This is a genomic window from Neoroseomonas marina, assembly GCF_012927745.1.
GTDB lineage: Bacteria > Pseudomonadota > Alphaproteobacteria > Acetobacterales > Acetobacteraceae > Neoroseomonas > Neoroseomonas marina.
The window spans coordinates 127,743-148,273 of the sequence record NZ_JABBKX010000011.1; the positions used below are offsets into that span (position 1 = coordinate 127,743).

Annotated in this window: 21 protein-coding genes; 13 read left to right on the forward strand and 8 right to left on the reverse strand. The window is 69.9% G+C overall.

The genetic code is table 11. From position 1 onward, the window contains the following. Window positions 1-22 precede the first annotated feature (22 nt). On the forward strand, window positions 23-1,273 hold the full coding sequence (gene serA, locus GWK16_RS22630) for a phosphoglycerate dehydrogenase (RefSeq protein ID WP_170056249.1): 1,251 nt from the start codon (window positions 23-25) through the stop codon (window positions 1,271-1,273). 147 nt (window positions 1,274-1,420) lie between these two features. Here the strand turns inward: serA and GWK16_RS22635 are convergent, their stop codons facing one another. The 5 genes from GWK16_RS22635 to pdxY form a co-directional block, all read right to left on the reverse strand. Beyond that, the gene (locus GWK16_RS22635) at window positions 1,421-2,443 is read right to left on the reverse strand and encodes an amino acid ABC transporter substrate-binding protein (RefSeq protein ID WP_170056250.1); all 1,023 of its coding nucleotides are present in this window, start codon (window positions 2,441-2,443) and stop codon (window positions 1,421-1,423) included. 106 nt (window positions 2,444-2,549) lie between these two features. Continuing rightward, complete coding sequence (locus tag GWK16_RS25805) at window positions 2,550-5,474, reverse strand: TRAP transporter fused permease subunit (RefSeq protein ID WP_170056251.1); 2,925 nt, start codon at window positions 5,472-5,474, stop codon at window positions 2,550-2,552. A gap of 38 nt (window positions 5,475-5,512) precedes the next feature. Then, entirely contained in the window at window positions 5,513-6,508 is a 996-nt protein-coding gene (locus GWK16_RS22645) for a TAXI family TRAP transporter solute-binding subunit (RefSeq protein ID WP_170056252.1), read from the reverse strand. Window positions 6,509-6,541: 33 nt separating this feature from the next. After that, window positions 6,542-7,573 carry an amino acid ABC transporter substrate-binding protein gene (locus tag GWK16_RS22650; protein ID WP_211187659.1) on the reverse strand — a complete coding sequence of 344 codons (1,032 nt, stop codon included), beginning with the start codon at window positions 7,571-7,573 and terminating at the stop codon, window positions 6,542-6,544. Window positions 7,574-7,683: 110 nt separating this feature from the next. Next, window positions 7,684-8,535 (reverse strand): pyridoxal kinase PdxY, encoded by an 852-nt coding sequence (pdxY, locus tag GWK16_RS22655; RefSeq protein ID WP_170056253.1) that lies wholly within the window; start codon window positions 8,533-8,535, stop codon window positions 7,684-7,686. A gap of 155 nt (window positions 8,536-8,690) precedes the next feature. Here pdxY and GWK16_RS22660 point away from each other — a divergent pair, with 155 nt between their 5' ends. The 8 genes from GWK16_RS22660 (at window position 8,691) to GWK16_RS22695 (ending at window position 15,272) form a co-directional block, all read left to right on the forward strand. Beyond that, on the forward strand, window positions 8,691-9,995 hold the full coding sequence (locus GWK16_RS22660; RefSeq protein ID WP_170056254.1) for an ABC transporter substrate-binding protein: 1,305 nt from the start codon (window positions 8,691-8,693) through the stop codon (window positions 9,993-9,995). 12 nt (window positions 9,996-10,007) lie between these two features. Then, on the forward strand, window positions 10,008-10,943 hold the full coding sequence (locus GWK16_RS22665; RefSeq protein ID WP_170056255.1) for a branched-chain amino acid ABC transporter permease: 936 nt from the start codon (window positions 10,008-10,010) through the stop codon (window positions 10,941-10,943). After that, complete coding sequence (locus GWK16_RS22670) at window positions 10,940-11,875, forward strand: branched-chain amino acid ABC transporter permease (RefSeq protein WP_170056256.1); 936 nt, start codon at window positions 10,940-10,942, stop codon at window positions 11,873-11,875. Before GWK16_RS22665 ends, GWK16_RS22670 begins: the two co-directional genes overlap by 4 nt. Continuing rightward, window positions 11,872-12,627, forward strand: coding sequence for an ABC transporter ATP-binding protein (locus tag GWK16_RS22675; protein ID WP_170056257.1), 756 nt, complete (start codon window positions 11,872-11,874; stop codon window positions 12,625-12,627). The genes GWK16_RS22670 and GWK16_RS22675 overlap by 4 nt, the downstream gene beginning before the upstream one ends. Next, window positions 12,620-13,276, forward strand: coding sequence for an ABC transporter ATP-binding protein (locus GWK16_RS22680; RefSeq protein ID WP_170056258.1), 657 nt, complete (start codon window positions 12,620-12,622; stop codon window positions 13,274-13,276). The genes GWK16_RS22675 and GWK16_RS22680 overlap by 8 nt, the downstream gene beginning before the upstream one ends. 65 nt (window positions 13,277-13,341) lie before the next feature. Continuing rightward, entirely contained in the window at window positions 13,342-14,232 is an 891-nt protein-coding gene (locus tag GWK16_RS22685; protein WP_170056259.1) for a hypothetical protein, read from the forward strand. Window positions 14,233-14,330: 98 nt separating this feature from the next. Continuing rightward, window positions 14,331-14,561, forward strand: coding sequence for a 50S ribosomal protein L31 (gene rpmE, locus GWK16_RS22690; protein ID WP_170056260.1), 231 nt, complete (start codon window positions 14,331-14,333; stop codon window positions 14,559-14,561). A gap of 243 nt (window positions 14,562-14,804) precedes the next feature. Next, a complete protein-coding gene (locus GWK16_RS22695; protein WP_338144544.1) occupies window positions 14,805-15,272 on the forward strand; it encodes an Hsp20 family protein in 468 nt (155 codons plus the stop codon). A 106-nt stretch (window positions 15,273-15,378) separates the two neighbouring features. Here the strand turns inward: GWK16_RS22695 and GWK16_RS22700 are convergent, their stop codons facing one another. Together GWK16_RS22700 and GWK16_RS22705 are read right to left on the reverse strand one after the other, a co-directional pair. Further along, entirely contained in the window at window positions 15,379-16,899 is a 1,521-nt protein-coding gene (locus GWK16_RS22700; protein ID WP_170056261.1) for a protein adenylyltransferase SelO, read from the reverse strand. A gap of 62 nt (window positions 16,900-16,961) precedes the next feature. Next, entirely contained in the window at window positions 16,962-17,156 is a 195-nt protein-coding gene (locus GWK16_RS22705) for a DUF1192 domain-containing protein (protein WP_170056262.1), read from the reverse strand. A 112-nt stretch (window positions 17,157-17,268) separates the two neighbouring features. Between GWK16_RS22705 and GWK16_RS22710 the strand changes: the two genes are divergently transcribed. Further along, window positions 17,269-17,823, forward strand: a complete 555-nt coding sequence (locus GWK16_RS22710; protein WP_170056263.1) for a DUF1013 domain-containing protein — start codon at window positions 17,269-17,271, stop codon at window positions 17,821-17,823. Between the two features lie 38 nt (window positions 17,824-17,861). Here GWK16_RS22710 and GWK16_RS22715 read toward each other — a convergent pair whose 3' ends face one another. Then, window positions 17,862-18,038 (reverse strand): YdcH family protein, encoded by a 177-nt coding sequence (locus GWK16_RS22715; RefSeq protein WP_170056264.1) that lies wholly within the window; start codon window positions 18,036-18,038, stop codon window positions 17,862-17,864. A 193-nt stretch (window positions 18,039-18,231) separates the two neighbouring features. Between GWK16_RS22715 and GWK16_RS22720 the strand changes: the two genes are divergently transcribed. The 3 genes from GWK16_RS22720 (at window position 18,232) to GWK16_RS22730 (ending at window position 20,216) form a co-directional block, all read left to right on the forward strand. After that, window positions 18,232-18,432, forward strand: coding sequence for a YdcH family protein (locus GWK16_RS22720; protein WP_168044288.1), 201 nt, complete (start codon window positions 18,232-18,234; stop codon window positions 18,430-18,432). Between the two features lie 165 nt (window positions 18,433-18,597). Beyond that, window positions 18,598-19,095 (forward strand): 5-(carboxyamino)imidazole ribonucleotide mutase, encoded by a 498-nt coding sequence (gene purE / locus GWK16_RS22725; RefSeq protein ID WP_170056265.1) that lies wholly within the window; start codon window positions 18,598-18,600, stop codon window positions 19,093-19,095. Continuing rightward, on the forward strand, window positions 19,092-20,216 hold the full coding sequence (locus GWK16_RS22730; RefSeq protein ID WP_170056266.1) for a 5-(carboxyamino)imidazole ribonucleotide synthase: 1,125 nt from the start codon (window positions 19,092-19,094) through the stop codon (window positions 20,214-20,216). Before purE ends, GWK16_RS22730 begins: the two co-directional genes overlap by 4 nt. Window positions 20,217-20,531: the final 315 nt, after the last annotated feature.

The window sequence follows — 20,531 nt, forward strand, 5'->3', positions numbered from 1 at the left end:
CCCCACCGAGCGGCCGCCCCCCATGTCCCCGACCCGCCTGTCCCTGCCCAAGGACAAGATCAAGATCCTGCTCCTCGAGGGCATCGCCGACAGCGCCGTCGAGCGCCTGGCTGAGGCTGGCTACGCGAATGTCCGGCGCGAGCCGAAGGCGCTGGACGGCGCGGCGCTGACCAAGGCGCTGAAAGGGGTGCACGTCCTCGGCATCCGGTCCCGGACCCAGGTGACGTCCGAGGTGCTCGCGGCCGCCGACCGCCTCTTCACCATCGGCTGCTTCTGCATCGGGACGAACCAGGTGGCGCTGGACGACGCGGCGGCGCGCGGCATCCCGGTGTTCAACGCGCCCTTCTCGAACACCCGCTCGGTGGCCGAACTGACGCTCGGCGAGATCGTGATGCTGATGCGCGGCATCCCCTTCAAGTCCGGCGCAGCCCATCGCGGGGAGTGGATCAAGTCGGCCGAGAATTCCTGGGAAGTGCGCGGCAAGACGCTCGGCATCGTCGGCTACGGGAATATCGGCAGCCAGTTGTCGGTCCTGGCCGAAGCCTTCGGCATGCGTGTCATCTATTGGGACCACACCGGCAAGCTGCCGCACGGCAACGCGCAGCCCGTCGCCTCCCTGAAGGCGCTGCTGGCCGAGGCGGACGCCGTCACGCTGCATGTCCCCGAGACGCCCGACACGATGAACATGATCGGCGCGCGGGAAATCCGGGCCATGAAGAAGGGCGCCGTGCTGATCAACAACGCCCGCGGCACGGTGGTGGACCTCGAGGCCCTCGCGGCCGCGATCCGCGACGGCCATGTCCTCGGCGCCGCGGTGGACGTCTTCCCGGTCGAGCCGTCGGGCAAGGATGAACCCTTCGCCTCTCCGCTGCAGGGGCTGCCGAACGTCATCCTGACCCCGCATATCGGCGGGTCGACCGGGGAGGCGCAGTGGCGCATCGGCGAGGAAGTCAGCCGCAAGCTCATCGAGTACTCGGATACGGGGGCGACGATGGGCGCGGTCAACTTCCCGCAGGCCCAGTTGCCCGCGCGGCCGACGGGCGCGCGCTGGGTGCACATCCACCGGGACGCGCCCGGCATCCTCTCCCGCATCAACGAGAGCTTCGCCAAGCGCGGCCTCAACATCTCCGGCCAGTACTACCAGACCGCCGGATCCATCGGTTACGTCGTGGTGGACAGCGTCGAGGCGCGGAAGGATGCGGAGCAGATCCTCGAAGAATTCCGCGCCCTGCCCGGCACCATCCGCGCGCGCCTGATCTACGAGCGACGCTGAGGCGCAACCCTTGCGGCCGCCGCCGCGTTCCTCTGCACGAGAGCGTTCGTGCAGAGGAAGGTGGACATGCGATCGATCATTCTGTGGCTGCTGGGCGTGCCGATCACGGTGATCATCCTGCTCAACGTGTTCGGCTGGCTGGGCTGATCACCGGATCGGCGGAGCGTACATCAGGCCGCCGCGCGTCCAGAGGTCGTTGACGCCGCGCGGCAGGCCGATCGGCGAGCCACTGCCGAGGTTGCGCTCGAAGATCTCGCCGTAGTTCCCCACGGCCTTGATGGCGTTGTAGGCCCAGCGGCGGTCGAGACCCATCAGCGGTCCGTGGTCGCCGGCATTGCCCAGCAGGCGCCGGACGGACGGGTTCTGGCTGTTCAGCATCTCGTCGACATTGGCCTGGGTGATGCCGAGTTCCTCGGCCTCGATCAGCGCGTAGACGGTCCAGCGCACGATGTCGAACCACTGGTCGTCGCCGTGGCGCACCGCCGGGGCGAGCGGCTCCTTCGAGATGATGTCCGGCAGGATGACGTGCTCCTCCGGGTTGCGCAGGGCGGTGCGGATGCCGGCGAGCTGCGAGGCGTCCGTGGTGAAGGCGTCGCAGCGGCCGGAATTGTAGGCATTGCGCGTTTCCTCATTCTGGTCGAACACCAGCGGCTGGACGCGGACGTTGTTCGCGCGCGCCCAGTCGGCCAGGTTGAGCTCGTTCGTCGTGCCCGACGTGACGCAGATGGTCGCACCTTCGAGGTCGCGGGCCCGCTGCACATTCGTCGATCGGCGCACCAGGAAGCCCTGACCGTCGTAGAAGTTCACGGCGGTGAAGTTCAGCCCGTTCGCGGTGTCGCGCGTCTGGGTCCAGGTGGTGGTGCGCGACAACAGGTCGACCTGGCCCGACTGCAGGGCCGGCAGCCGCGCCTGGGAGGACAGCACCACCCAACGCACCTTGTTCGCATCGCCGAGCGTCGCGGCGGCCACGGCCCGGCAGGTGTCGGCATCGAGGCCGCGATACACGGCCTGGCTGTCGAGCACGCCGAAGCCGGGCGCGCCCGGATGAGCACCGCAGACGAGCGCATCGCGCGACCGAACGGTCGAGAGCGTCGGCCCGGGGGCCGCGGTCTGCGCGATCGCGCTGCCGGCCGTGAGCACGGCAAGGGCGGTGAGGGGAACCAGCTTCATGGTGTTTTCTCCCGGTGGTTTCTTGTGAACGGGACACCGGAGGGGCGCCGCCCCTCCGGACCTCCCCACCAAAGGCCGGAAAGCCTTTGGGAACCGATAGGTGGCGTCAGCGGATCGGGGGGCTCCAGAGCAGGCCGCCGGCATTCCACAGGGCGTTGGGGCCGCGCGGCAACTGGACGGGGCTGTTGGCACCGAGGTGGCGGTCGTACATCTCGCCGTAGTTGCCCACCGCGCTTATGGCGTTCAGCAACCAGGCGCGGTCGAGCCCGACGGTGGGGCCGAGATCGCCGGAACGGCCCAGCAGCCGCTGCACCGCCGGACGGTCGCTCTCGGTCGCGAGGCGCGCGGCGTTCTCCCGGGTCACGCCCAGTTCCTCGGCTTCGATCAGGCCCAACACGACGAAGCGAACGATGTCGAACCACTGGTCGTCGCCATGCCGCACCGCGACGGCATACGGCTCCTTGCTAATGCGCTCCGGCAGGACGCGGTGGCGCGAAGGTTCGGGGAAGCCCGCGCGGACCGAGGCGAGCTGGCTGGAATCGCCGGTGTAGGCGTCGCAACGGCCGCTTTCATAGGCGCGGCGCGCTTCGTCCTTGTCGGCGAAGACCACCGGCTGGAAGCGGATGTTGATGCTGCGCGCCCAGTCCTGGAGGTTCAGCTCATGCGTGCTGGCGCTGACCAGGCAGATCGATGCACCGTCGAGCTGGTTGGCATGCTCGATCCCGCTGTCCGCCTTCACCAGAAAGCCCTGCCCGTCCATGAAGTAGGGCGCGGCGAAGTTCAGCCCGTTCACCGCGTCCCGCAGGAAGGTCCAGGTGGTGGTGCGGGCCAGCATCTCGATCTGCCCCCCGGCGAGCGCCGGGAAACGCGTCTGCCCGGTCAGCGGATGCCAGGCCACCTTGGACGGATCGCCGAGCACCGCCGCCGCGACGGCGCGGCACAGATCCGCGTCGAGGCCCTGCCAGACGCCCTGGTTGTCGGGTTGGCTCCAGGCAGGATCGCCGGTCGAGATCCCGCAGTTCAACACGCCGCGGGAGCGGACGCCGGACAGGGTCGGTCCCGCCTGCTGGGGCGCGACGGTCTGGGCGAGCAGCGGCGTCGTGATAACGAGGCCGAGCAACAGGGCCGATATGCGCATCATCGCGTCCTTCCGGGTGAACAGGAACTGCGCCAGGCCGACGCCACCAAGCGTCGCGGCGGAAACGGCAAGCCGGAGAGTGTCCGGCGCGACATGCCCGAAGGCAGCGAACAGTCCGACCGCGGCGAAGGCTGTCCGAACCGGCCATCCCATCGGTCTCAGCAGGTATCCCGCATAGGCCGAGGTGATCATCACCAGCGCGATCACCTGGATCGAGGTCGCGGAGAGGATCTCGAGGAGCCCGCCGCGCAGCATGATCCCCGGATCGTAGAGGAAGGCGAATCCCACCGTGAACCCGGCGATGCCGAAGCGGGAGGCGTGGATGCTGGCAATTGTGGGACTGGCCTTGGCGATCGCCGCGGCGGCGAAGGCCGATGCGGCGACCGGCGGCGTCGCATCGGCGATCACCGCGAAGTAGAAGATGAAAAGGTTCGCCTGCAACAAATCGATGCCGAGGGGCCGGCCGAGCTCGAGGAGCTGCGGCACGCCGATCGCGGCCGCGATGATGTAGGAGGGCGTGGTTGGGATGCCGAGGCCGAGGACGAGCACGGTCAGACACAGCATGACCGCAAGCAGCCCGAAGTTGCCGCCCGAGAATTCCTTGATGATGCCGCCGAAGGCCACCACCATCCCGGTCGCTGTCAGCACCGAGACGACGACGCCCGAGGCCGCGATGGCGACCGCGAGCGGGGCCATGGTGAGACCCGCATTCGTCAGCGCCTCGACCACTTGGCGCCAGCCCATGCGCGTGCGCTTGCGCAGCAGGGAGACGGCAACCATGGCGAGCGAGGCGCAGAAGGCCGAGTAGTTGCCGCTCCATCGCTCCATCATCAGGTAGACGAGCAGTCCGATGGGCAGGACCAGATGGACATCGGCCAAGACCTCGCGCCAGGCGGGGATGTCCTTCACCGCCATGGGCTCGATGCCGATCTTCTTCGCCTCGAAGTGCACGGCGGCGAGAATGGCGAAGTAGTAGAGTACGGCGCCGATCGCCGCGGCGACCAGGATGTCGCCGTAGGGGATGTTGGTGATCTCGGCCATCACGAAGGCGGCCGCACCCATCACGGGGGGCATCAGCGCGCCGCCGACCGAGGCCGCGCTCTCGATCCCGGCGGCGACCGCGGGCTTGTAGCCGATGCGCACCATCAGCGGGATCGTCATCGCCCCGGTGGTGATGACGTTCGAGACCGAAGACCCGCTCATCGTCCCGAACAGGCCCGAGGACACGACGGCGACCTTGGCCGGCCCGCCGGTGTAGCGCCCTGCCACCGCGGCGCCGAAATTCGCGAAGAGCCGCCCCGTTCCGCTGCCCTGCATGAAGGAGCCGAACAGGATGAAGACGGCGATGGTGGTCGCGACGATACCGGTCAGCGGCCCGTAGACGCCTCCGGCCGTCGGCACCAGCCAGGCGGCCTCCATGATCTCGGCGGTGGTGAAGACGCGGGTGTTCAGCACGCCCGGCAGCTGATGGCCGACGAACATGTAGAGCAGGCAGCCCGCGGTCATCCAGGCGAGGCCGGGTTCGACCGCGCGGCGGATGGCTTCGAGCATCGTCACCATGCAGGTGATGGCGAGCGCCATCATCAGCGGCGTGAAGGGGTCGACGTATTCCATGCGGTCGTTGACCGCGTCGGCATAGATGAAGACCCATAGATGCGGCGCCGCCGACGCCGCCGCCCACAGCCAGTCGAACACGCTCGGCCGGCTCCCGGGCGAGCGGTTCTCGAAGGCCGGGTAGAGCAGGAACAGCGGCGGCGTGAAGACGAGGAGATGCAGGCTCCGGATGGTGATCGGCTCGGGGAACCCGAAGCCGCCCCAGTAGAGATGGACGGCCGCCCAAAAGGCGAGCCAGCCGAAGATGGCCGTCCGGAGCCAGAAGGGAAGTTCGCGCACCGCGCTCTCCTCTTAACGACTGTCGCGGTGCGCGGGCATCACGCCGGCGGGTTGAAGCCGGCGGCGCGGAAGGCGGCGGCCGCGCCCGGATGGAAGGGCACGCCGCGGTAGTTCACCGCCTTGGCCGGCGTCCAGCCCGCCATGGACGGATGGATCGTCGCAAGGCGCTGGCCCTGATTCTTGATGAGCGTGGCGGTGATCTTCTGGACGATCTCGTTCGGCACGGTCTCGTTCACGACGATGACGCTGTCCATCAGCGTGACCGGAATCGCGCCGTCGAGCAGCGCCGGGTAGTCGGACTTCTCCAGCGTGCCTTCGGCATAGGCGTACTGATCGATCAGATGCTTGCGGATGTCGTCCGGGAAGGCCGTCAGACGGCCGCCGCGGCGGCCCTGGGCGATCTCGGTCATCAGCGCCGCAGGCTTGGCGAGCGCGACATAGACGTAGTCGACCTGGCCGTCGTTGTAGGCCGCGCCGACATCCGAATAGGAGCCGTTCAGGTAGCGGCCCCCCTCGGCGCGGATCTTGTCCGGGCTGGTGCCGAGGAAGCGGAGGATGCGCTGCAGCGTCATCTCGTCGGTCGAGGAGCGCTGCGGCGCCCCGATCTTGAGCCCGCGCTGCGTCAGGATGCTGCGCATGTCGTCCGGTCCGGCGCCGGTGTGGCGCAGCAGCAGGTGCTCGGTCGGCGAATAGCCGGTGCCGAGGCAACGGATCTTCTCATGCTTCGCGCTGTAGGGCTCCGCGCCCTGCACCGCGGAGGCGGAGAACGCATCGATGCCCCAGCCGATCTGCGACTGGCCGTTGTTGATGCGGGTCGGGTTGGCGAGGCCACCGCCCGGCACGACGCGGATCTGGATGTCGGCGTTCTCCTCCCGGATCAGGGAGGAGAGGCCGGCGGCCATGGTGTACCAGCCGCCGCCGACCGAACCGGCCACCCATTCGAGCGTCGTCTGGGCCGAGGCCGTCCGCACGAAGGGCAGCGCCAGCGCCCCGCCGAGCGCGATGCGGCGGGTGGTAAGGATGGGCATCGTCATTCTCCGTGGTTCCCGGTGTTCCTGTCCGGCCGCTCAGCGGATCGGCGGCGAGTACATCAGACCGCCCCGTGTCCAGAGGTCGTTGATTCCCCGGTCGAGCCCGATCGGGCTGCCGCGGCCAACATGGCGGTCGAAGATCTCGCCGTAGTTCCCGACGGCGCGAATGGCGTTGTAGGCCCAGCGGCGATCGAGCGCCATCATCGGCCCGTGATCCCCCGCCTGGCCGAGCAGCCGGCGGATGGACGGATCCTGGCTCTGCAGCATCTCCTCGGCATTCGCGCTGGTGACACCGAGTTCCTCGGCCTCGATCAATGCGAAGATCGTCCAGCGGACGATGTCGTTCCACTGGTCGTCGCCCTGGCGGACGGCCGGCGTCAGCGGCTCCTTCGAGATGCGGTCGCGCAGCACGGTGTGGTCGGCGGGCACGCGCATGGCGGTGATCAGGCCGATCAGCTGCGAGGCGTCGGTCGAGATCGCATCGCAGCGACCGTTGTCGTAAGCGATGCGCGCCTCGTCATTCTGCTCGAACACCAGCGGCGTGTACTGCACGCGGTTGGCCCGCGCCCAGTCGGCCAGGTTCAATTCGCTGGTCGATCCGGCGAAGGTGCAGATCGTCGCCCCGGCGAGGTCGGTTGCCTGGCGGATGTTGGCCGATTTCCGCACCAGGAAGCCCTGGCCGTCATAGAAGACCGGCGTGGTGAAGTTCAGTCCCACCGCGGTGTCGCGCGAATGCGTCCAGGTCACGGTGCGCGGCAGCAGGTCGATCTGGCCCGACTGCAGCGCGGCGAAGCGCGCCTGGCTGGTCAGCGGAAAGAAGCGGACCTTGCGCGCATCGCCCAGGACCGCAGCCGCGACGGCGCGGCAGACGTCCGGATCGATGCCCTGCCAGTCGCCGCGACTGTCCGGCGCACCGAAGCCGGGGGCATTGGGGGCCGCGCCGCAAAGCAACGCATCGCGCTGCCGCACGGTCAGCAGGGTCGGCCCAGGCTGGACATTCTGGGCCACGGCCTCTGAGACGAGGCCGATAGAGAGGCAGAGGGCGAATGCCCTCAGGAGATTCATCATCGCGAAGGCTCCCTTCGGCCTTCTTTGTCCACGCCTTGCTGGCATGGACCGGGCCGGGAAGGAGCGTGGCACGCGCTGGCGAACGCGCGCAAGCCGCCCTGGGCGTGGCTTCAGCAGGTCTCGGGTGCGAAGAGCCGCGACGGCGCGACGAATTCCTCCTGCGCGGCGACGGTCAGGATCTCGCGCGATCCGGCTTCCGCCGTCCGTCGCAGCAGCCCGAACACCGAGGAGGCCGCGGCCGCCAGCGCATCGGCGGCGGAACCGCTGCGCAGGCGATGGAACAGGAACAGCGCGGCGATCGCGTCGCCCGCGCCGTTGACGGACAGTGGCAACATGGGCGTCGACAGTCGCCAGAAGCGCCCGCCTTCTCCCGCCAGCATGCCGATCTCGCCCTCCGGCGTGTCGGTGAGGCGAAGCGACGTCACGAGCACGCAGCGCGGGCCGCGGGCCTGCAGCGCCGCGACCGCCGCCTTGGCGTCCTCCAGCGTCGTGACCTCCCCGCCGGTCAGCCATTCCAGCTCGAACTGATTCGGGGTGGCGATGTCGGCTGCGGGCAAGGCTTCGTCGCGCAGGAACTCGGGGATGCCGGGACGGACGAAGATGCCGCGGCCGACATCGCCGATCACCGGGTCGCAGCACCACAGGGCCTGCGGATTCGCCGCCTTCACGCGGCGGGCCGCATCCAGGATCGCCGCCCCGATCTCGGCGGATCCCATGTAGCCCGACAGGACGGCATCGCAGCGCGGCAGGACGCCGCGCTCCTCGATGCCCTGCACGCAGTCGCGGATCAGCTCCGCCCCGAAGACCTGGCCCCGCCAGGCGCCGTAGCCGGTGTGGTTGGAGAACTGGACCGTATGGACGCCCCAGACCTCGGCGCCCAGGCGTTGCAGGGGAAAGATGGCGCTGGCGTTGCCGACATGGCCGTAGGCGACCCAGGATTGGATGGACAGGATCGAGGGCATCGCTGCAACCGCCGGATGAAGGGGCGCGGACGCTAGGAAGCGTCGGCCCGCCGGTCAATCGCCGCCCTGCTTGCGCGGGTGCGCGGCTCGCGTCCATTCTGCAACCGATGCGCGGGGCCAACCCGCCGCTCCAGGACCCTTGAGGGAGGAACCCCATGACCACGACGCTTTCGCGCCGCGAAGCGCTTGTCGCCGGCTTCGGCGGCGTGATGCTGCCGGCCACGCTGTCCGCCCAGCCGGCGCAGAAGCCGGCCGAACTCAAGATCGGCGTCACCACCTTCCTCTCCGGCCCGGCCTCGGTCTTCGGCGTCCCTTCGCGCAAGGCGTGCGAGATGCTGATCGACCAGCTCAACGCCGCCGGCGGCATCGCTGGCGTCCCGGTCCGCGCCTTCTTCGTCGACGAGGCTCCGGGCACCGACCACCTGGTCGGCGAGATCCGCCGCCTCGTGCAGTCCGAAGGGGTGCACGTCCTCTTCCAGTCGATCTCCTCCGGCTCGTGCCTCGCCTGCACGCCGCTGTCGCGCGAACTGTCGAAGCTGATGCTGCTGTGGGACTGCGGCACCCAGCGCATCTTCGAGGAGAACCGCTACGAATACGCCTTCCGCACCCAGGGCTACGGCACTTCGGAAGTGCTGGCGCCGCTGCTGTACCTCCTCAAGCACAAGCCGGACTTCCGGACCGTCGCGGTGCTGAACCAGGACTACGCCTGGGGCCGCGACTCGTGGGAACTGTGGAAGACCGCGATGGACGCGCTGAAGCCCGGCGTGCGCGTGGTGGCCGAGATGTTCCCCCGCTTCGGCTCGACCGACTTCTCGACCGAGATCACCCGCCTGCTCGCGCTGCGGCCGGACGTGATCCTGTCGACCTCCTGGGGGGGTGAACTCGTCACCTTCGTGCGGCAGGCAACGGAGCGGCGGCTGCATGAACGCTCGATCTTCGTCCTGCCGGTGGCCGAGGCCTCGATGCAGATCCTCGGCCGGTCGATGCCGGAAGGCCACATCATCGGCACCCGCGGCGACCACTGGAACAACCACCCGGCGCCGAAGGACCCCGCGGCGTTCAACGCCTTCGTCAACGCCTACCGTCAGCGCTTCAACGAATACCCGATCTATCCCTGCCACCACATGGCGCAGGCGGTCTGGGCGCTGAAGGCGGGCCTCGAGAAGGCGGTCGCCGCGAAGAACGGCGCCTGGCCGTCCGATGCCGAACTCGCCGCGGCCTTCCGCGGCCTGACCTTCCCGACGCCGACGTCGACCATCACGCTGCGCGAGGACGGCCAGGGGCTCGAGGACCAGATCGTCGGCCTCTCCTCCTTCAACGACCGGTTCCCCTTCGCGGTGCCGAAGGACATGATGCTCTACCCCGGTGCGTCGGTCTCCGCCCCGGTCGGGCAGAAGAGCACCGACTGGCTGAAGACGCTCCAGCCTTCGGTCGTGCAGACCGCCGGCCGGTCGATCTGAGGCACGCGCGCCATGGCCGAGTGGTTCCAGGACAATGGCCTTCTGCTCGGCCTGGCATTGCTGGACGGGCTGTCCTCCGCGGGTCTGATCTTCCTCGTCGCGGTGGGGCTCAACCTCGTCTTCGGGGTGCTGCGCATCGTCAACGTCGCGCATGGCTCCCTCTATGCGATCGGCGCCTATGCCGCGGCGTCGATCGGCATCTTCCTCGCCGGCCTCGGACTGCCGGACTGGGCCTCGATCCCGACGCTGGTCCTGTCCGCCGCGCTGGTCGGCGCCATCCTCGGCCCGCTCATCGAACGCTTCCTGCTGCGCCGCATCTACGCGCAGGAGGAAGTGGTCCAGCTCCTCGTCACCTTCGCGCTCTTCATGATCCTCGAGGACGTGCAGAAGCTGATCTGGGGCGTGCAGCCGATCCATCATGACACGGCGATGAAGTACCTCGGGACGATCGACGTGCCCTTCGGCGCCGACTTCATCCCCTTCACCAACTACCAGCTGTTTGTCCTGCCGGGCTTCGCCGTCGTGACGCTCGCCGGGCTCGCCTGGTTCCTGCGGCGGACCTTGACGGGCCGCGTCATCGTCGCCGTCACCACCGATCGCGAGGCGGCGACCGCGATGGGCATCGACGCGGCGAAGGTCTTCCTGCTGACCTTCACCTTCGGCGCCATGCTGGCCGCGCTCGGGGGCGCGCTCTCCTCCCCCACCGCGGCGCTGGTGCCCGGCATCGGGGCGCAGACCATCGTGCTGTCCTTCGCCGTGGTGGCGACCGCGGGCCTCGGGCAGATCGAAGGCGCGGCACTCACCTCCCTGATGATGGGCCTCGGGCGGTCCGTCGCCGTCTATTTCGAGCCGGAACTGGAAGTCGTGGTCCCCTACATCATCATGGTGCTGGTGCTGCTGGTACGGCCGCAGGGCCTCTTCGGCGTGATCGAGACGCGCCGCGTATGAGGAAGATCGAACCCATCCTGGCGATCCTCGTGGCGGCTGCCATGATCGTGGCCGCCATCGCCGCGCCCTGGCTGCGCTTCGTGCTGACCATCGCGCTCGCCAAGGGGATCGCGGTGATGGGCATCCTGCTGCTGCTGCGCGCGGGGCAGGTCTCCTTCGGCCATGCGCTCTACATCGCCTTCGGCGCCTATACCGTCGCCTTCCTCGCACCCCGCTTCGGGGATGCGATGATCCTGCTGCCGCTCGCCGCCCTCGGTGCCGGCGTACTCGGCCTGCTCATCGGCCTCTTCGTCACGCGCTACCGGCAGATCTTCTTCGGCATGCTGAATCTCGCCATGGCGATGGTATTCTATTCGCTGCTCGAGAAGCTCTACGCCATCACCAAGGGCAGCGACGGCATCCGCGTCGAGATCATGCCCATCGCCGGCCAGGCGCTGGAACGCGTGACCTACGAATGGACCATCTTCGGCATCGCGCTCGGCCTCGCCTTCGTGCTGGGGTTCCTGCTCCGCCTGTACCTCGCCTCCCCGATGGGCGAGGCGCTGGCCGGCATCAAGACGCGCGAGACGCGGCTCGAGTTCATGGGGGTGCCCGCGCGGGGCGTGCTGCTGTCCGCCTACGTCATGTCGGCGGTCCTGGGCGGCATCGGCGGGGCGCTGATCGCCATGACCTCGCGGCACGTCACGCCGCTGCTCTCCTACTGGACCTCTTCGGGCGAGCTCGTCTTCATCGCCATCCTCGGCGGTGCCGGCGGGGTGCTCGGGCCGTTCCTCGGCGCCGCCGCCTATGAGCTGGTGCGGGTCTATGCCGCGGCGTCCTTCGCGGATGCCTGGCAGATGATCCTCGGTTCGGTGCTGCTGCTGGTCATCCTCTTCGCCCCCGGCGGGCTCTGGGGCATGGCAGCGCGGGCGATCGGGGGGCGCGGCCGATGAGCGAGGTGCTCCTCCAGGCCTCGGGCCTCCGGCTCGCCTTCGGCGGCGTGAAGGCGGCGGACGGCATCGACCTCGGCGTGATGAAGGGCGAGTTCCTCGCCATCATCGGCCCCAACGGCGCCGGCAAGACCACCTTCATCAACATGACGACGGGCTACCTGCGGCCCAATGCCGGCGAGATCTCCTACGAGGGCCAGCGCATCACGGGGATGTCCCCGCGCGCGATCGTCAAGCGCGGCATCGCGCGGTCCTTCCAGCTGCCGCAGCTCTTCCTCGAGCATACGGTCGAGCAGAACGTCGCCCTCGCGGTCGCGTCGCGCGACGGCATCTGGTCCCCGCTGACGCCGCTGCTGCGGCCTGGCTACCGGGACGAGGCGCGCGACCTGCTCGAACGCTTCGGCCTGACCGGCATCGCGGACACCCGCGCCGATGCGCTGAACGAAGGCGCGCGCAAGCTGGCCGACATCGCGATGGCAGTGGCGCTGAAGCCGCGCCTGCTGCTGATGGACGAGCCGACCTCGGGTGTCGCGGCCTCGGAGAAGATGGACGTGGTCGAGACCCTCGCCCGCGTGCTGCGCGAGGCGAAGGTGACGGCGGTCTTCGTCGAGCATGACATGGACGTGGTCGAGCGCTTCGCCGACCGCGTCGCGGTCTGGAGCCAGGGGCGCATCGCCGCCCTCGGCCCGCCGGGCGAGGTCCTCTCGGACCCCGCCGTGCAGCGTGAAGTGATCGGGATCGAGCGCCATGCTTGAGCTGTCGGGCGTCTCCGTCTCCATCGCCGGCGTGCCGGTGCTGCGCAATGTCTCGCTGAAGGTGCCGGCCGGCGGCCGCGTCGCGCTGATCGGGCGCAACGGCGCCGGCAAGACCACCACGCTGCGGACCCTGATGGGGCTGGTGCCGGCCGCCCAGGGCAAGGTGATGATCGACGGGGAGGACGAGACGCGCCTCCCCCCGCACCACCGCCCCCGCCACGGCATCGGGTACGCGCCCGAGGAACGGCGCCTGTTCGGGTCGTTCACGGTGGAGGACAACATGCTCCTCCCTGCCCAGGTGCTGAAGCTGCAGGAACGCGAGGTCGCCGAGCGGCTGGCGCGGGTCTATTCCCTGCTCCCGGAACTGAAGGACCTCGCGCCGCGCAAGGCGGCGGGCCTGTCGGGCGGCCAGGGCAAGATGGTGGCACTCGGCCGTGCGCTGATGGTCGGCACCAAGGCGGTACTGCTGGACGAGCCCTTCCAGGGGCTCGCGCCGGCGCTGGCGCTGCGCTACGCGGAGGCGCTGAAGCGCCTGCGCGCCGCGCTGCCCGACGTCGCCATCCTGATCACCGAGAGCAACCCCGAGCTGCTCCGCCCGCTGGTCGAGCAGACCTACGTCATCGAGCGCGGGGAGATCGCGCCGGGCTAGGATGCCCGCCCTGCCCCGCTCGCCCGGGACCCGCTAGTCTGGGCGGGCGATTCGCAGGGACGCGCATGCCCGGTCCGATCATCGTCACGGCGACCGACCGGTCCCTGTTCTGGCTGGCGAAGGGGCTCGTGCTCTCGACGCTGGCGCAGCGCCGGCGCGACGGCATCCGCATGGTTTGCTTCGACCTTGGCCTCGATGCCGGTCAGGCGGCCTGGTTCGCCGGGCAGGCGGTGGAGGTGCTGCCGCCCCCGGACCTGCTCGACGCCACCCGTCGCGAGGGCTTCAAGCCCTATATGCTGGGCCAGTTGTGCCGGCCCTATCTGCCCGAGATCCTGCCGGGCCATGACGCCTATGTGTGGCTCGATGCCGACACCTGGGTCGCGCATGACGAGGGCCTGGGCGGGCTGCTCCACGTCGCTCGCTTCGGTCTCGCCGCCTGTTGCCCGGAGGTCCACCCGGCCTATTCGACGACCGGGCGCAACGCGGCGCCGACGCAGCGCTTCTGGGCCCAGGCCTGGCACGACGCCTACGGCCCCGATGCGGCGCAGGCGTTCCAGCCCATCCCGATGCTCAACAGCGGGGTGCTGGCCATTCCGGCCGCGCACGGGCTCTGGGAGCGCTGGCAGGCGGAGCTCCTCCTCGCGATCCGGCGGCCGCTGACGCATCTGAGCGAGCAACTCGCGTTCTTCCGTGCCGCCCTGGACCGGCCGGACATCGAGCGGCTGCCGGCCCACTGGAACTGGCTGGCCAATTTCTGCCCCCCGCGCTGGCATGGCCGGATGGGCCAATGGATCGAACCCGCCTATCCGCACACGCCGATCCGGATCCTGCACCTGGCCGGCGCCATCCTCCGGCCGCAATACCTGCAGGCGCGGATGCTCCACGCCGGGGGCGCCTATCTGGAACCGGGCGACCTGCCCGCCGAACTCGACCTGCCGACGCCGCAGGAGGCCTGAGGGCCGCCGCGGTTGCGCGGGAGGACGGGCTCCCCTATACGCCCCGTTCCCTGCCCGCCGGTCGGCATCGTCGGGCGTTCCTGCATGAGTGTCCTTCCATGAAGCCCGAGATCCACCCGGACTACCACGAGATCACCGTCATCATGACCGACGGCACCGAGTTCAAGACGCGCTCCTGCATGGGCAAGCCCGGCGACGTGCTGCGTCTGGACATCGACCCGAAGTCGCATCCGGCCTGGACGGGCCAGCAGCGCGTGATCGACACCGGCGGGCAGATCGCGAAGTTCAACAAGAAGTTCGCCGGCATCGGCGCCCGCAAGAAGGCCTGACCTTCGGCACAGGCGCCGGCGCGCATGCGCGACCGGCTCGACAGCGCGGCCCGGGGCACCTGCTCCGGGCCGTTGTCGTTCGGGGGGCTGCCCCCCTTGAACGCACCTCGCCACAAATCCATCTCGATCGTGTCGGCGGTGCCCTGATGGGGCCGGCGACGCGGAACGGCACGGCCGCCCGGCAGGGGGCCGATGAGCCCGGATCCGCCCCGCAACGAACCTTGCTACCGCAGGAGGTTCCTCGTGAACGCGATCGATTTCTCCCCCCTGTTTCGTTCCGCCATCGGTTTCGACCGCCTCGCGCGGCTGATGGACAACGCGCGCAACGTGTCCGAGGGCAACGGCTACCCGCCCTACAACATCGAGAAGACGGGTGAGGACAGCTACGTCCTGACCATGGCCGTGGCCGGCTTCTCCGAGGGCGACCTCGAGATCACCGCGCAGGAGAACACGCTGACCATCGCCGGCCGGCCGCAGCCGCAGCCGGAGGACGGGCGCCGCTTCCTCCATCGCGGCATCGCCGGTCGTGCGTTCGAGCGCCGCTTCGTCCTCGCCGACCACATCGTGGTCGAGGGCGCGGACCTCGCGAACGGCCTGCTGCACGTGCAGCTGAAGCACGTGGTGCCCGAGGCGCTGAAGCCCCGCCGCATCCCGGTCCAGGGTGGCCGCCCGGTCATCCAGTCCGAGGCGACGCCGGCCCAGGCCGCCTGACGACCGCAGGGGCCGCCCCGAACCCCTTTCCCCGGGGCGGCCCCGGGCCGTGCAACGCCGCGTGCCGGAAGGTGCGCGGCGTTCGCGCGTTCAGGGTATGGCGGCGTCAGGTCCCGCAGAAGGTGGCGAGGACGCGTTCCTCGGGCTGCGGCGGCGCGGCATAGCGCTCGCGGCCGGGCTGCTCCTCGAAGGGGCGGGCCAGGACGGCCAGCAACGCCTCGAAAGGTCCGAGGTCGTCCTGCTGCACGGCGGCGGCCAGCGCCGCCTCGACGATGTGGTTGCGCGGGATGTAGGCCGGGTTCACCGCGCGCATGGCCACGGCGCGTGCCGCTGGTGCTGTGCCATCCGCCGCGATCCGGGCCTGCCACCGCGCCGCCCAGGGGTCGAAGGCCGCCGGATCGGCAAACAGCGACCGCACGCGGTCCAATGCGGCGGGATCCTCCACGGCGTCGCAGAGGCCGCGGAAGGTCAGGGTGAAGTCCGCCTGGCCCTTCTCCATCAGGTCGAGCAGGTCCTGCACGATCTGCTCGTCGCCCTCCGCCGCCGCGGCGATGCCGACCTTGCGCAGCAGACCCTCTCGCCAGGCCCCGCCGAAGGCCGTTGCGAAGCCGCCCAGCGCCTCGCGCGCCAATGCCACCGCCTGGTCTTCGTCCCCGGCGAACAGGGGCAGCATCGCCTCCGCCAGCCGCGCCAGGTTCCAATGCGCGATGCCCGGCTGGTTGCCGAAGGCGTAGCGCCCGCCATGGTCGATCGAGGAGAACACCGCCGCGGTATGGAAGGCGTCGAGGAAGGCGCAGGGACCGTAGTCGATCGTTTCGCCGGAGATGGCGCAGTTGTCGGTGTTCATCACGCCATGGATGAAGCCGACCAGCATCCAGCGCGCGATGAGGTCGGCCTGCCGCGCCACCACGCCGCGGAACAGCGCGAGGGCGGGGTTCGCGTCCGCGGCCGCCACCGGGTCGTGGCGCGCGATGGCGTGGTCCGCCAGCGCGCGCAGCGCGTCGGTGTCCCGCCGCGCCGCGAAGTACTGGAAGGTGCCGACCCGGATATGGCTCGCCGCCGTGCGCGTCAGCACCGCGCCCGGCACCGCATCCTCGCGGAAGATCCACTCCCCGGTCGCCACCGCCGCGAGCGAGCGCGTCGTCGGGATGCCGAAGGCCGCCATGGCCTCGCTGATGATGTATTCGCGCAGCACCGGGCCGACGCCGGCGCGCCCGTCCCCACGGCGGGAAAAGGGGGTCGGCCCCGAGCCCTTCAACTGGATGTCGCGGCGTTCCCCGGCCGGCGTCAGCACTTCCCCGAGCAGGATCGCCCGCCCGTCGCCGAGGGCGGGGTTGAACTGGCCGAACTGGTGGCCGGCATAGGCCTGCGCGATGGGCTCCGCGCCCTGCGGCACGTGGTTGCCGGCCAGGGTCGCGACCCCGGCCTCCGACCCCAGCCAGGTGGGGTCCAGGCCGAGTTCCGCGGCCAGCCCCTCATTCAGCCGCAACAGACGCGGTGCCTTGACCGGCGTCGGCGGTAGGCGGGCGAAGAGCCGTTCCGGCAGCCGCGCATAGGAATTGTCGAAGTCCGGCGGGGTGCCGGCCTCGGCGGGCGGGGCTGGGGGGATGGTCGCGTCGTCCGGCATGGTTCCTCGCAGATCGCGTGCCGACGATGACCCTGCAAGGCCCAGGCGTCAGGGCTTGGGTGTCAGGGCTTGCGGAAGAAGGCCTCGGCCGCCGAGCGGTGGTCGTTGCGGGCGCCGATCGCGACCTCGGCGCGCGCGATCTCGGCCTTGAGCTCGGCAATGTAGTCCTGCAGCTGGGACACGTCCCACCCGTCGAAGCGGGGCTTTTCCAGGACCTGGCGCCGGCGCGGCAGCTCGTCCTCCTCGATGGGTGCCATGCTCCCTCCTTTCCGATCAGGGCTTTGACCCTGGTGTCCCGCATCATTATACGGGGCGCAATTCCGTCGCGGGGGTTCGCTCTCGCCCCTCCGGCCACCCCGAGGTCCGCCCATGCCCCAGCCACTCATGCCGAAGGCCACCGCCGTGTGGCTGATCGACAAGACGTCGCTCTCCTTCGAGCAGATCGCCGAATTCGTGAACATGCACCCGCTGGAGATCCAGGCGATCGCCGATGGCGAGGTCGCGCAGGGGATCGTGGGCTTCGACCCGGTCGCCTCCGGTCAGCTGACGCGGGAGGAGATCCTGCGCTGCGAGGCCGATCCCGCGGCGCGCCTGCGTCTCCAGGAAAGCAGCATCGTGCTGCCGAAGCAGCGCGCCAAGGGCGGCCGCTACACCCCTGTGTCCAAGCGCAACGACCGGCCGGACGGCATCGCCTGGCTGCTGCGCAACTACCCGTCCCTGCCGGATCCGGTCATCGCGAAGCTCCTCGGCACCACCAAGGACACCATCGCGAAGGTGCGCGACCGCACGCACTGGAACAGCGCCAACATCAAGCCGCGCGATCCGGTCATCCTCGGCCTTTGCACGCAGGGCGACCTGAACGCCATTGTGGCGGCGCATGGTGCGGCCCCGGCCGACCTTCCGCCGGCCGAGGACGCTGCCTGAAACCGTTGGGGCGCGGTCTCCGTGCCGCGCCCGGCCGGTCAATGCATCCGGGTCGTCCGGAGCTTCTCCATCTCCTCCTTGAGTCGCAGCTTCTCGCGCTTCAGACGGGCCAGTTCGATGTCATCGGGCCGCGGGCGGCTGTCTTCGTCCAGGATACGGCGCTCGAGGGCGGCATGGCGTTCCTCGAGCGAGGCAATCCGGGCATTCAGCGGCATGCGTGATGCGTCCTCATGCTGTGGCGCGCCGCAGCGGGATGCCGCGGGCACATCGCGGGGACCGGTGGACCGGCCCCGTTCGAAACCAAGGGCGCGACCGCCGGGAATGGCCTGTCGCGCCCCGGCCCGGGCATGATAATGGCGATGCGACGACGAATGCATCCTCAACTTCGCTTCATCGGGGCCGCCGGCCATGATCGCCGACCGTGACGCCATGCTCCGCCGCCTGCATGAACTGCGGAGCGAGCACCGCGACCTCGACACCGTCATCGCACGGCTCGACAGCTCGCCGGTGGACCAGCTGCAGCTGCAGCGGCTGAAGAAGCGCAAGCTCAAGCTCAAGGACGAGATCGCCTGGCTCGAGGGTCGGCTGGTCCCGGATATCATTGCTTGACCCTCAAGCGCCGGGCGCGGCCCATCCGGGCCGCTTGGCTGCGCGCCATGCGCTGCCGTATTGGCGATTGCTGACGGGCTGGGCGCGGTCGCGCTTCGCGCTCCCGGATCGAGGCACGGCCTCGATCCGCCTTCGTGTTGTGGATTCCGGCTGACGGTGACGTGAATGACGGGTGAGACGGGTTCGGCGCCGCTGGTCGGCATCATCATGGGCAGCCGCTCCGACTGGGAGACGATGCGCCACGCCGCCGAGACGCTGGAGAAGCTCGGCGTCGCGCACGAAACCCGCGTGGTCTCGGCCCATCGGACCCCGGAACGGCTGTTCGACTATGCGCGGACCGCCGCCGGGCGGGGCCTGAAGGTGATCATCGCCGGGGCCGGCGGCGCAGCGCATCTACCGGGCATGGCGGCCTCGATGACGGCGCTTCCGGTCCTCGGCGTGCCGGTCGAAAGTCATGCGCTCAAGGGCATGGATAGCCTGCTGTCCATCGTTCAGATGCCGGCCGGCATTCCGGTCGGCACGCTGGCCATCGGCCGGGCGGGTGCGGTGAATGCGGGCCTGTTGGCCGCGGCGATCCTCGCCACCTCGGATTCGGCGCTTGCGGGCCGGCTGGACGCCTGGCGCGCGGCGCAGACGGCCTCGGTGCCGGACAGCCCGGCATGACCGCCTTCCCGCTGCCGCCGGGCGCGGTGATCGGCATCCTCGGTGGCGGACAACTGGGCCGCATGTCGGCGATGGCCGCCGCCCGCCTCGGCTATGCGTGCCACGTCTACGCGCCGGAGGAGGATTCCCCCGGCATGCAAGTGTCGGCCCACCGCACCGTGGCGCCTTACGAGGATCGCGAGGCGCTCGCCCGCTTCGCCGCCTCGGTGGCCGTCGTGACCTTCGAATTCGAGAACGTCCCCGCCGCGGCGCTCGAGGCGCTGGCCGGCCTCGTCCCCTGCCGGCCGGGCCTCGCCGCGCTCGCGACCTGCCAGGACCGGGTGGCGGAGAAGGCCTTCCTGCAGCGGATCGGCGTGCCGGTTGCGCCCTGGCGGGCAGTGACGAGCGAATCGGATCTCGCCGCGGCGGTCGCCGAGATCGGTCTGCCGGCGGTGCTGAAGACCACGCGCCTCGGCTATGACGGGCGCGGCCAGGCGGTCCTGCGCACGCCCGAGGACCTCGCCCCCGCCTTCGCGCGGCTGGCGCCGAAGCCCCTGATCCTCGAAGCCTTCGTGCCCTTCGTCGCCGAGGTCTCGGCGATCGCGGCACGGGCCGAGGACGGCAGGGTCGCGGTGTTCGACCCGGCGGAGAACCGCCACGCCCACCACATCCTGGACCTCTCCTTCGCCCCGGCGCGGCTCGCACCCGAGGTGGCGGCGGCGGCCCGCGATCATGTCGCGGCGGTGGCGGCTGGCCTCGAACTGATCGGGCTCGTCGCGCTCGAGATGTTCGTGCTGCCGGACGGGCGGCTGGTGGGGAACGAGATCGCCCCCCGTCCCCACAATTCCGGTCACTGGACCATGGATGCCTGCGCGGCGTCCCAGTTCGAGCAGCATATACGGGCCGTCGCGGGCCTGCCCCTCGCCTCGCCCGAACGGCACCACGACGCGGTCATGCGCAACCTGATCGGGCCGGAAGGGATGGCCGCTTGGCCGCGACTCGTCGCGACGGCGGGGGTGGTGCCGCATCTGTATGGCAAGGGCGCGGCCCGCCCAGGTCGGAAGATGGGCCATGCGAACCGGTTGATCCCGCTCGGCCGGCTCGGCGGCATGACCGAGGACGAAGCCCTGCACGGTCTTTAGGCAGGCGCCGCGGGAGGGCTGTTGCGATGATGCCACAGCGTGACCTGCAGCATCGCACGCGGCGTCGTCCCGACTTTGGTTCACCGTCGGTTGGGTGCTAGGAAGTCCTTGTTCCGTGGCGACGAAAGTCGGTGCGGCCAGTTTTCCGGTTCCCCCGGGGACCACGAGCAGGAGAATACCTATGAGCCTGAGGAAGGCGCTTCTGGCGGCGACGCTGCTGAGCATGCCGATCGCCGCGAACGCGCAGAGCTGGGATCCGCGCGTGCAGGGCATCTACGTGGGTGCCGGCCTGGGCACGAACTACCTGCAGACCCA

Bases quoted from the DNA above. Each gene is read 5' to 3' on its own strand.
- serA (WP_170056249.1), top strand. From the start codon at position 23: ATGTCCCCGACCCGCCTGTCCCTGCCCAAGGACAAGATCAAGATCCTG.
- GWK16_RS22635 (WP_170056250.1), bottom strand. From the start codon at position 2,443: ATGAAGCTGGTTCCCCTCACCGCCCTTGCCGTGCTCACGGCCGGCAGC.
- GWK16_RS22645 (WP_170056252.1), bottom strand. From the start codon at position 6,508: ATGACGATGCCCATCCTTACCACCCGCCGCATCGCGCTCGGCGGGGCG.
- GWK16_RS22650 (WP_211187659.1), bottom strand. From the start codon at position 7,573: ATGATGAATCTCCTGAGGGCATTCGCCCTCTGCCTCTCTATCGGCCTC.
- pdxY (WP_170056253.1), bottom strand. From the start codon at position 8,535: ATGCCCTCGATCCTGTCCATCCAATCCTGGGTCGCCTACGGCCATGTC.
- GWK16_RS22660 (WP_170056254.1), top strand. From the start codon at position 8,691: ATGACCACGACGCTTTCGCGCCGCGAAGCGCTTGTCGCCGGCTTCGGC.
- GWK16_RS22665 (WP_170056255.1), top strand. From the start codon at position 10,008: ATGGCCGAGTGGTTCCAGGACAATGGCCTTCTGCTCGGCCTGGCATTG.
- GWK16_RS22670 (WP_170056256.1), top strand. From the start codon at position 10,940: ATGAGGAAGATCGAACCCATCCTGGCGATCCTCGTGGCGGCTGCCATG.
- GWK16_RS22675 (WP_170056257.1), top strand. From the start codon at position 11,872: ATGAGCGAGGTGCTCCTCCAGGCCTCGGGCCTCCGGCTCGCCTTCGGC.
- GWK16_RS22680 (WP_170056258.1), top strand. From the start codon at position 12,620: ATGCTTGAGCTGTCGGGCGTCTCCGTCTCCATCGCCGGCGTGCCGGTG.
- GWK16_RS22685 (WP_170056259.1), top strand. From the start codon at position 13,342: ATGCCCGGTCCGATCATCGTCACGGCGACCGACCGGTCCCTGTTCTGG.
- rpmE (WP_170056260.1), top strand. From the start codon at position 14,331: ATGAAGCCCGAGATCCACCCGGACTACCACGAGATCACCGTCATCATG.
- GWK16_RS22700 (WP_170056261.1), bottom strand. From the start codon at position 16,899: ATGCCGGACGACGCGACCATCCCCCCAGCCCCGCCCGCCGAGGCCGGC.
- GWK16_RS22705 (WP_170056262.1), bottom strand. From the start codon at position 17,156: ATGGCACCCATCGAGGAGGACGAGCTGCCGCGCCGGCGCCAGGTCCTG.
- GWK16_RS22710 (WP_170056263.1), top strand. From the start codon at position 17,269: ATGCCCCAGCCACTCATGCCGAAGGCCACCGCCGTGTGGCTGATCGAC.
- GWK16_RS22715 (WP_170056264.1), bottom strand. From the start codon at position 18,038: ATGCCGCTGAATGCCCGGATTGCCTCGCTCGAGGAACGCCATGCCGCC.
- GWK16_RS22720 (WP_168044288.1), top strand. From the start codon at position 18,232: ATGATCGCCGACCGTGACGCCATGCTCCGCCGCCTGCATGAACTGCGG.
- purE (WP_170056265.1), top strand. From the start codon at position 18,598: ATGACGGGTGAGACGGGTTCGGCGCCGCTGGTCGGCATCATCATGGGC.
- GWK16_RS22730 (WP_170056266.1), top strand. From the start codon at position 19,092: ATGACCGCCTTCCCGCTGCCGCCGGGCGCGGTGATCGGCATCCTCGGT.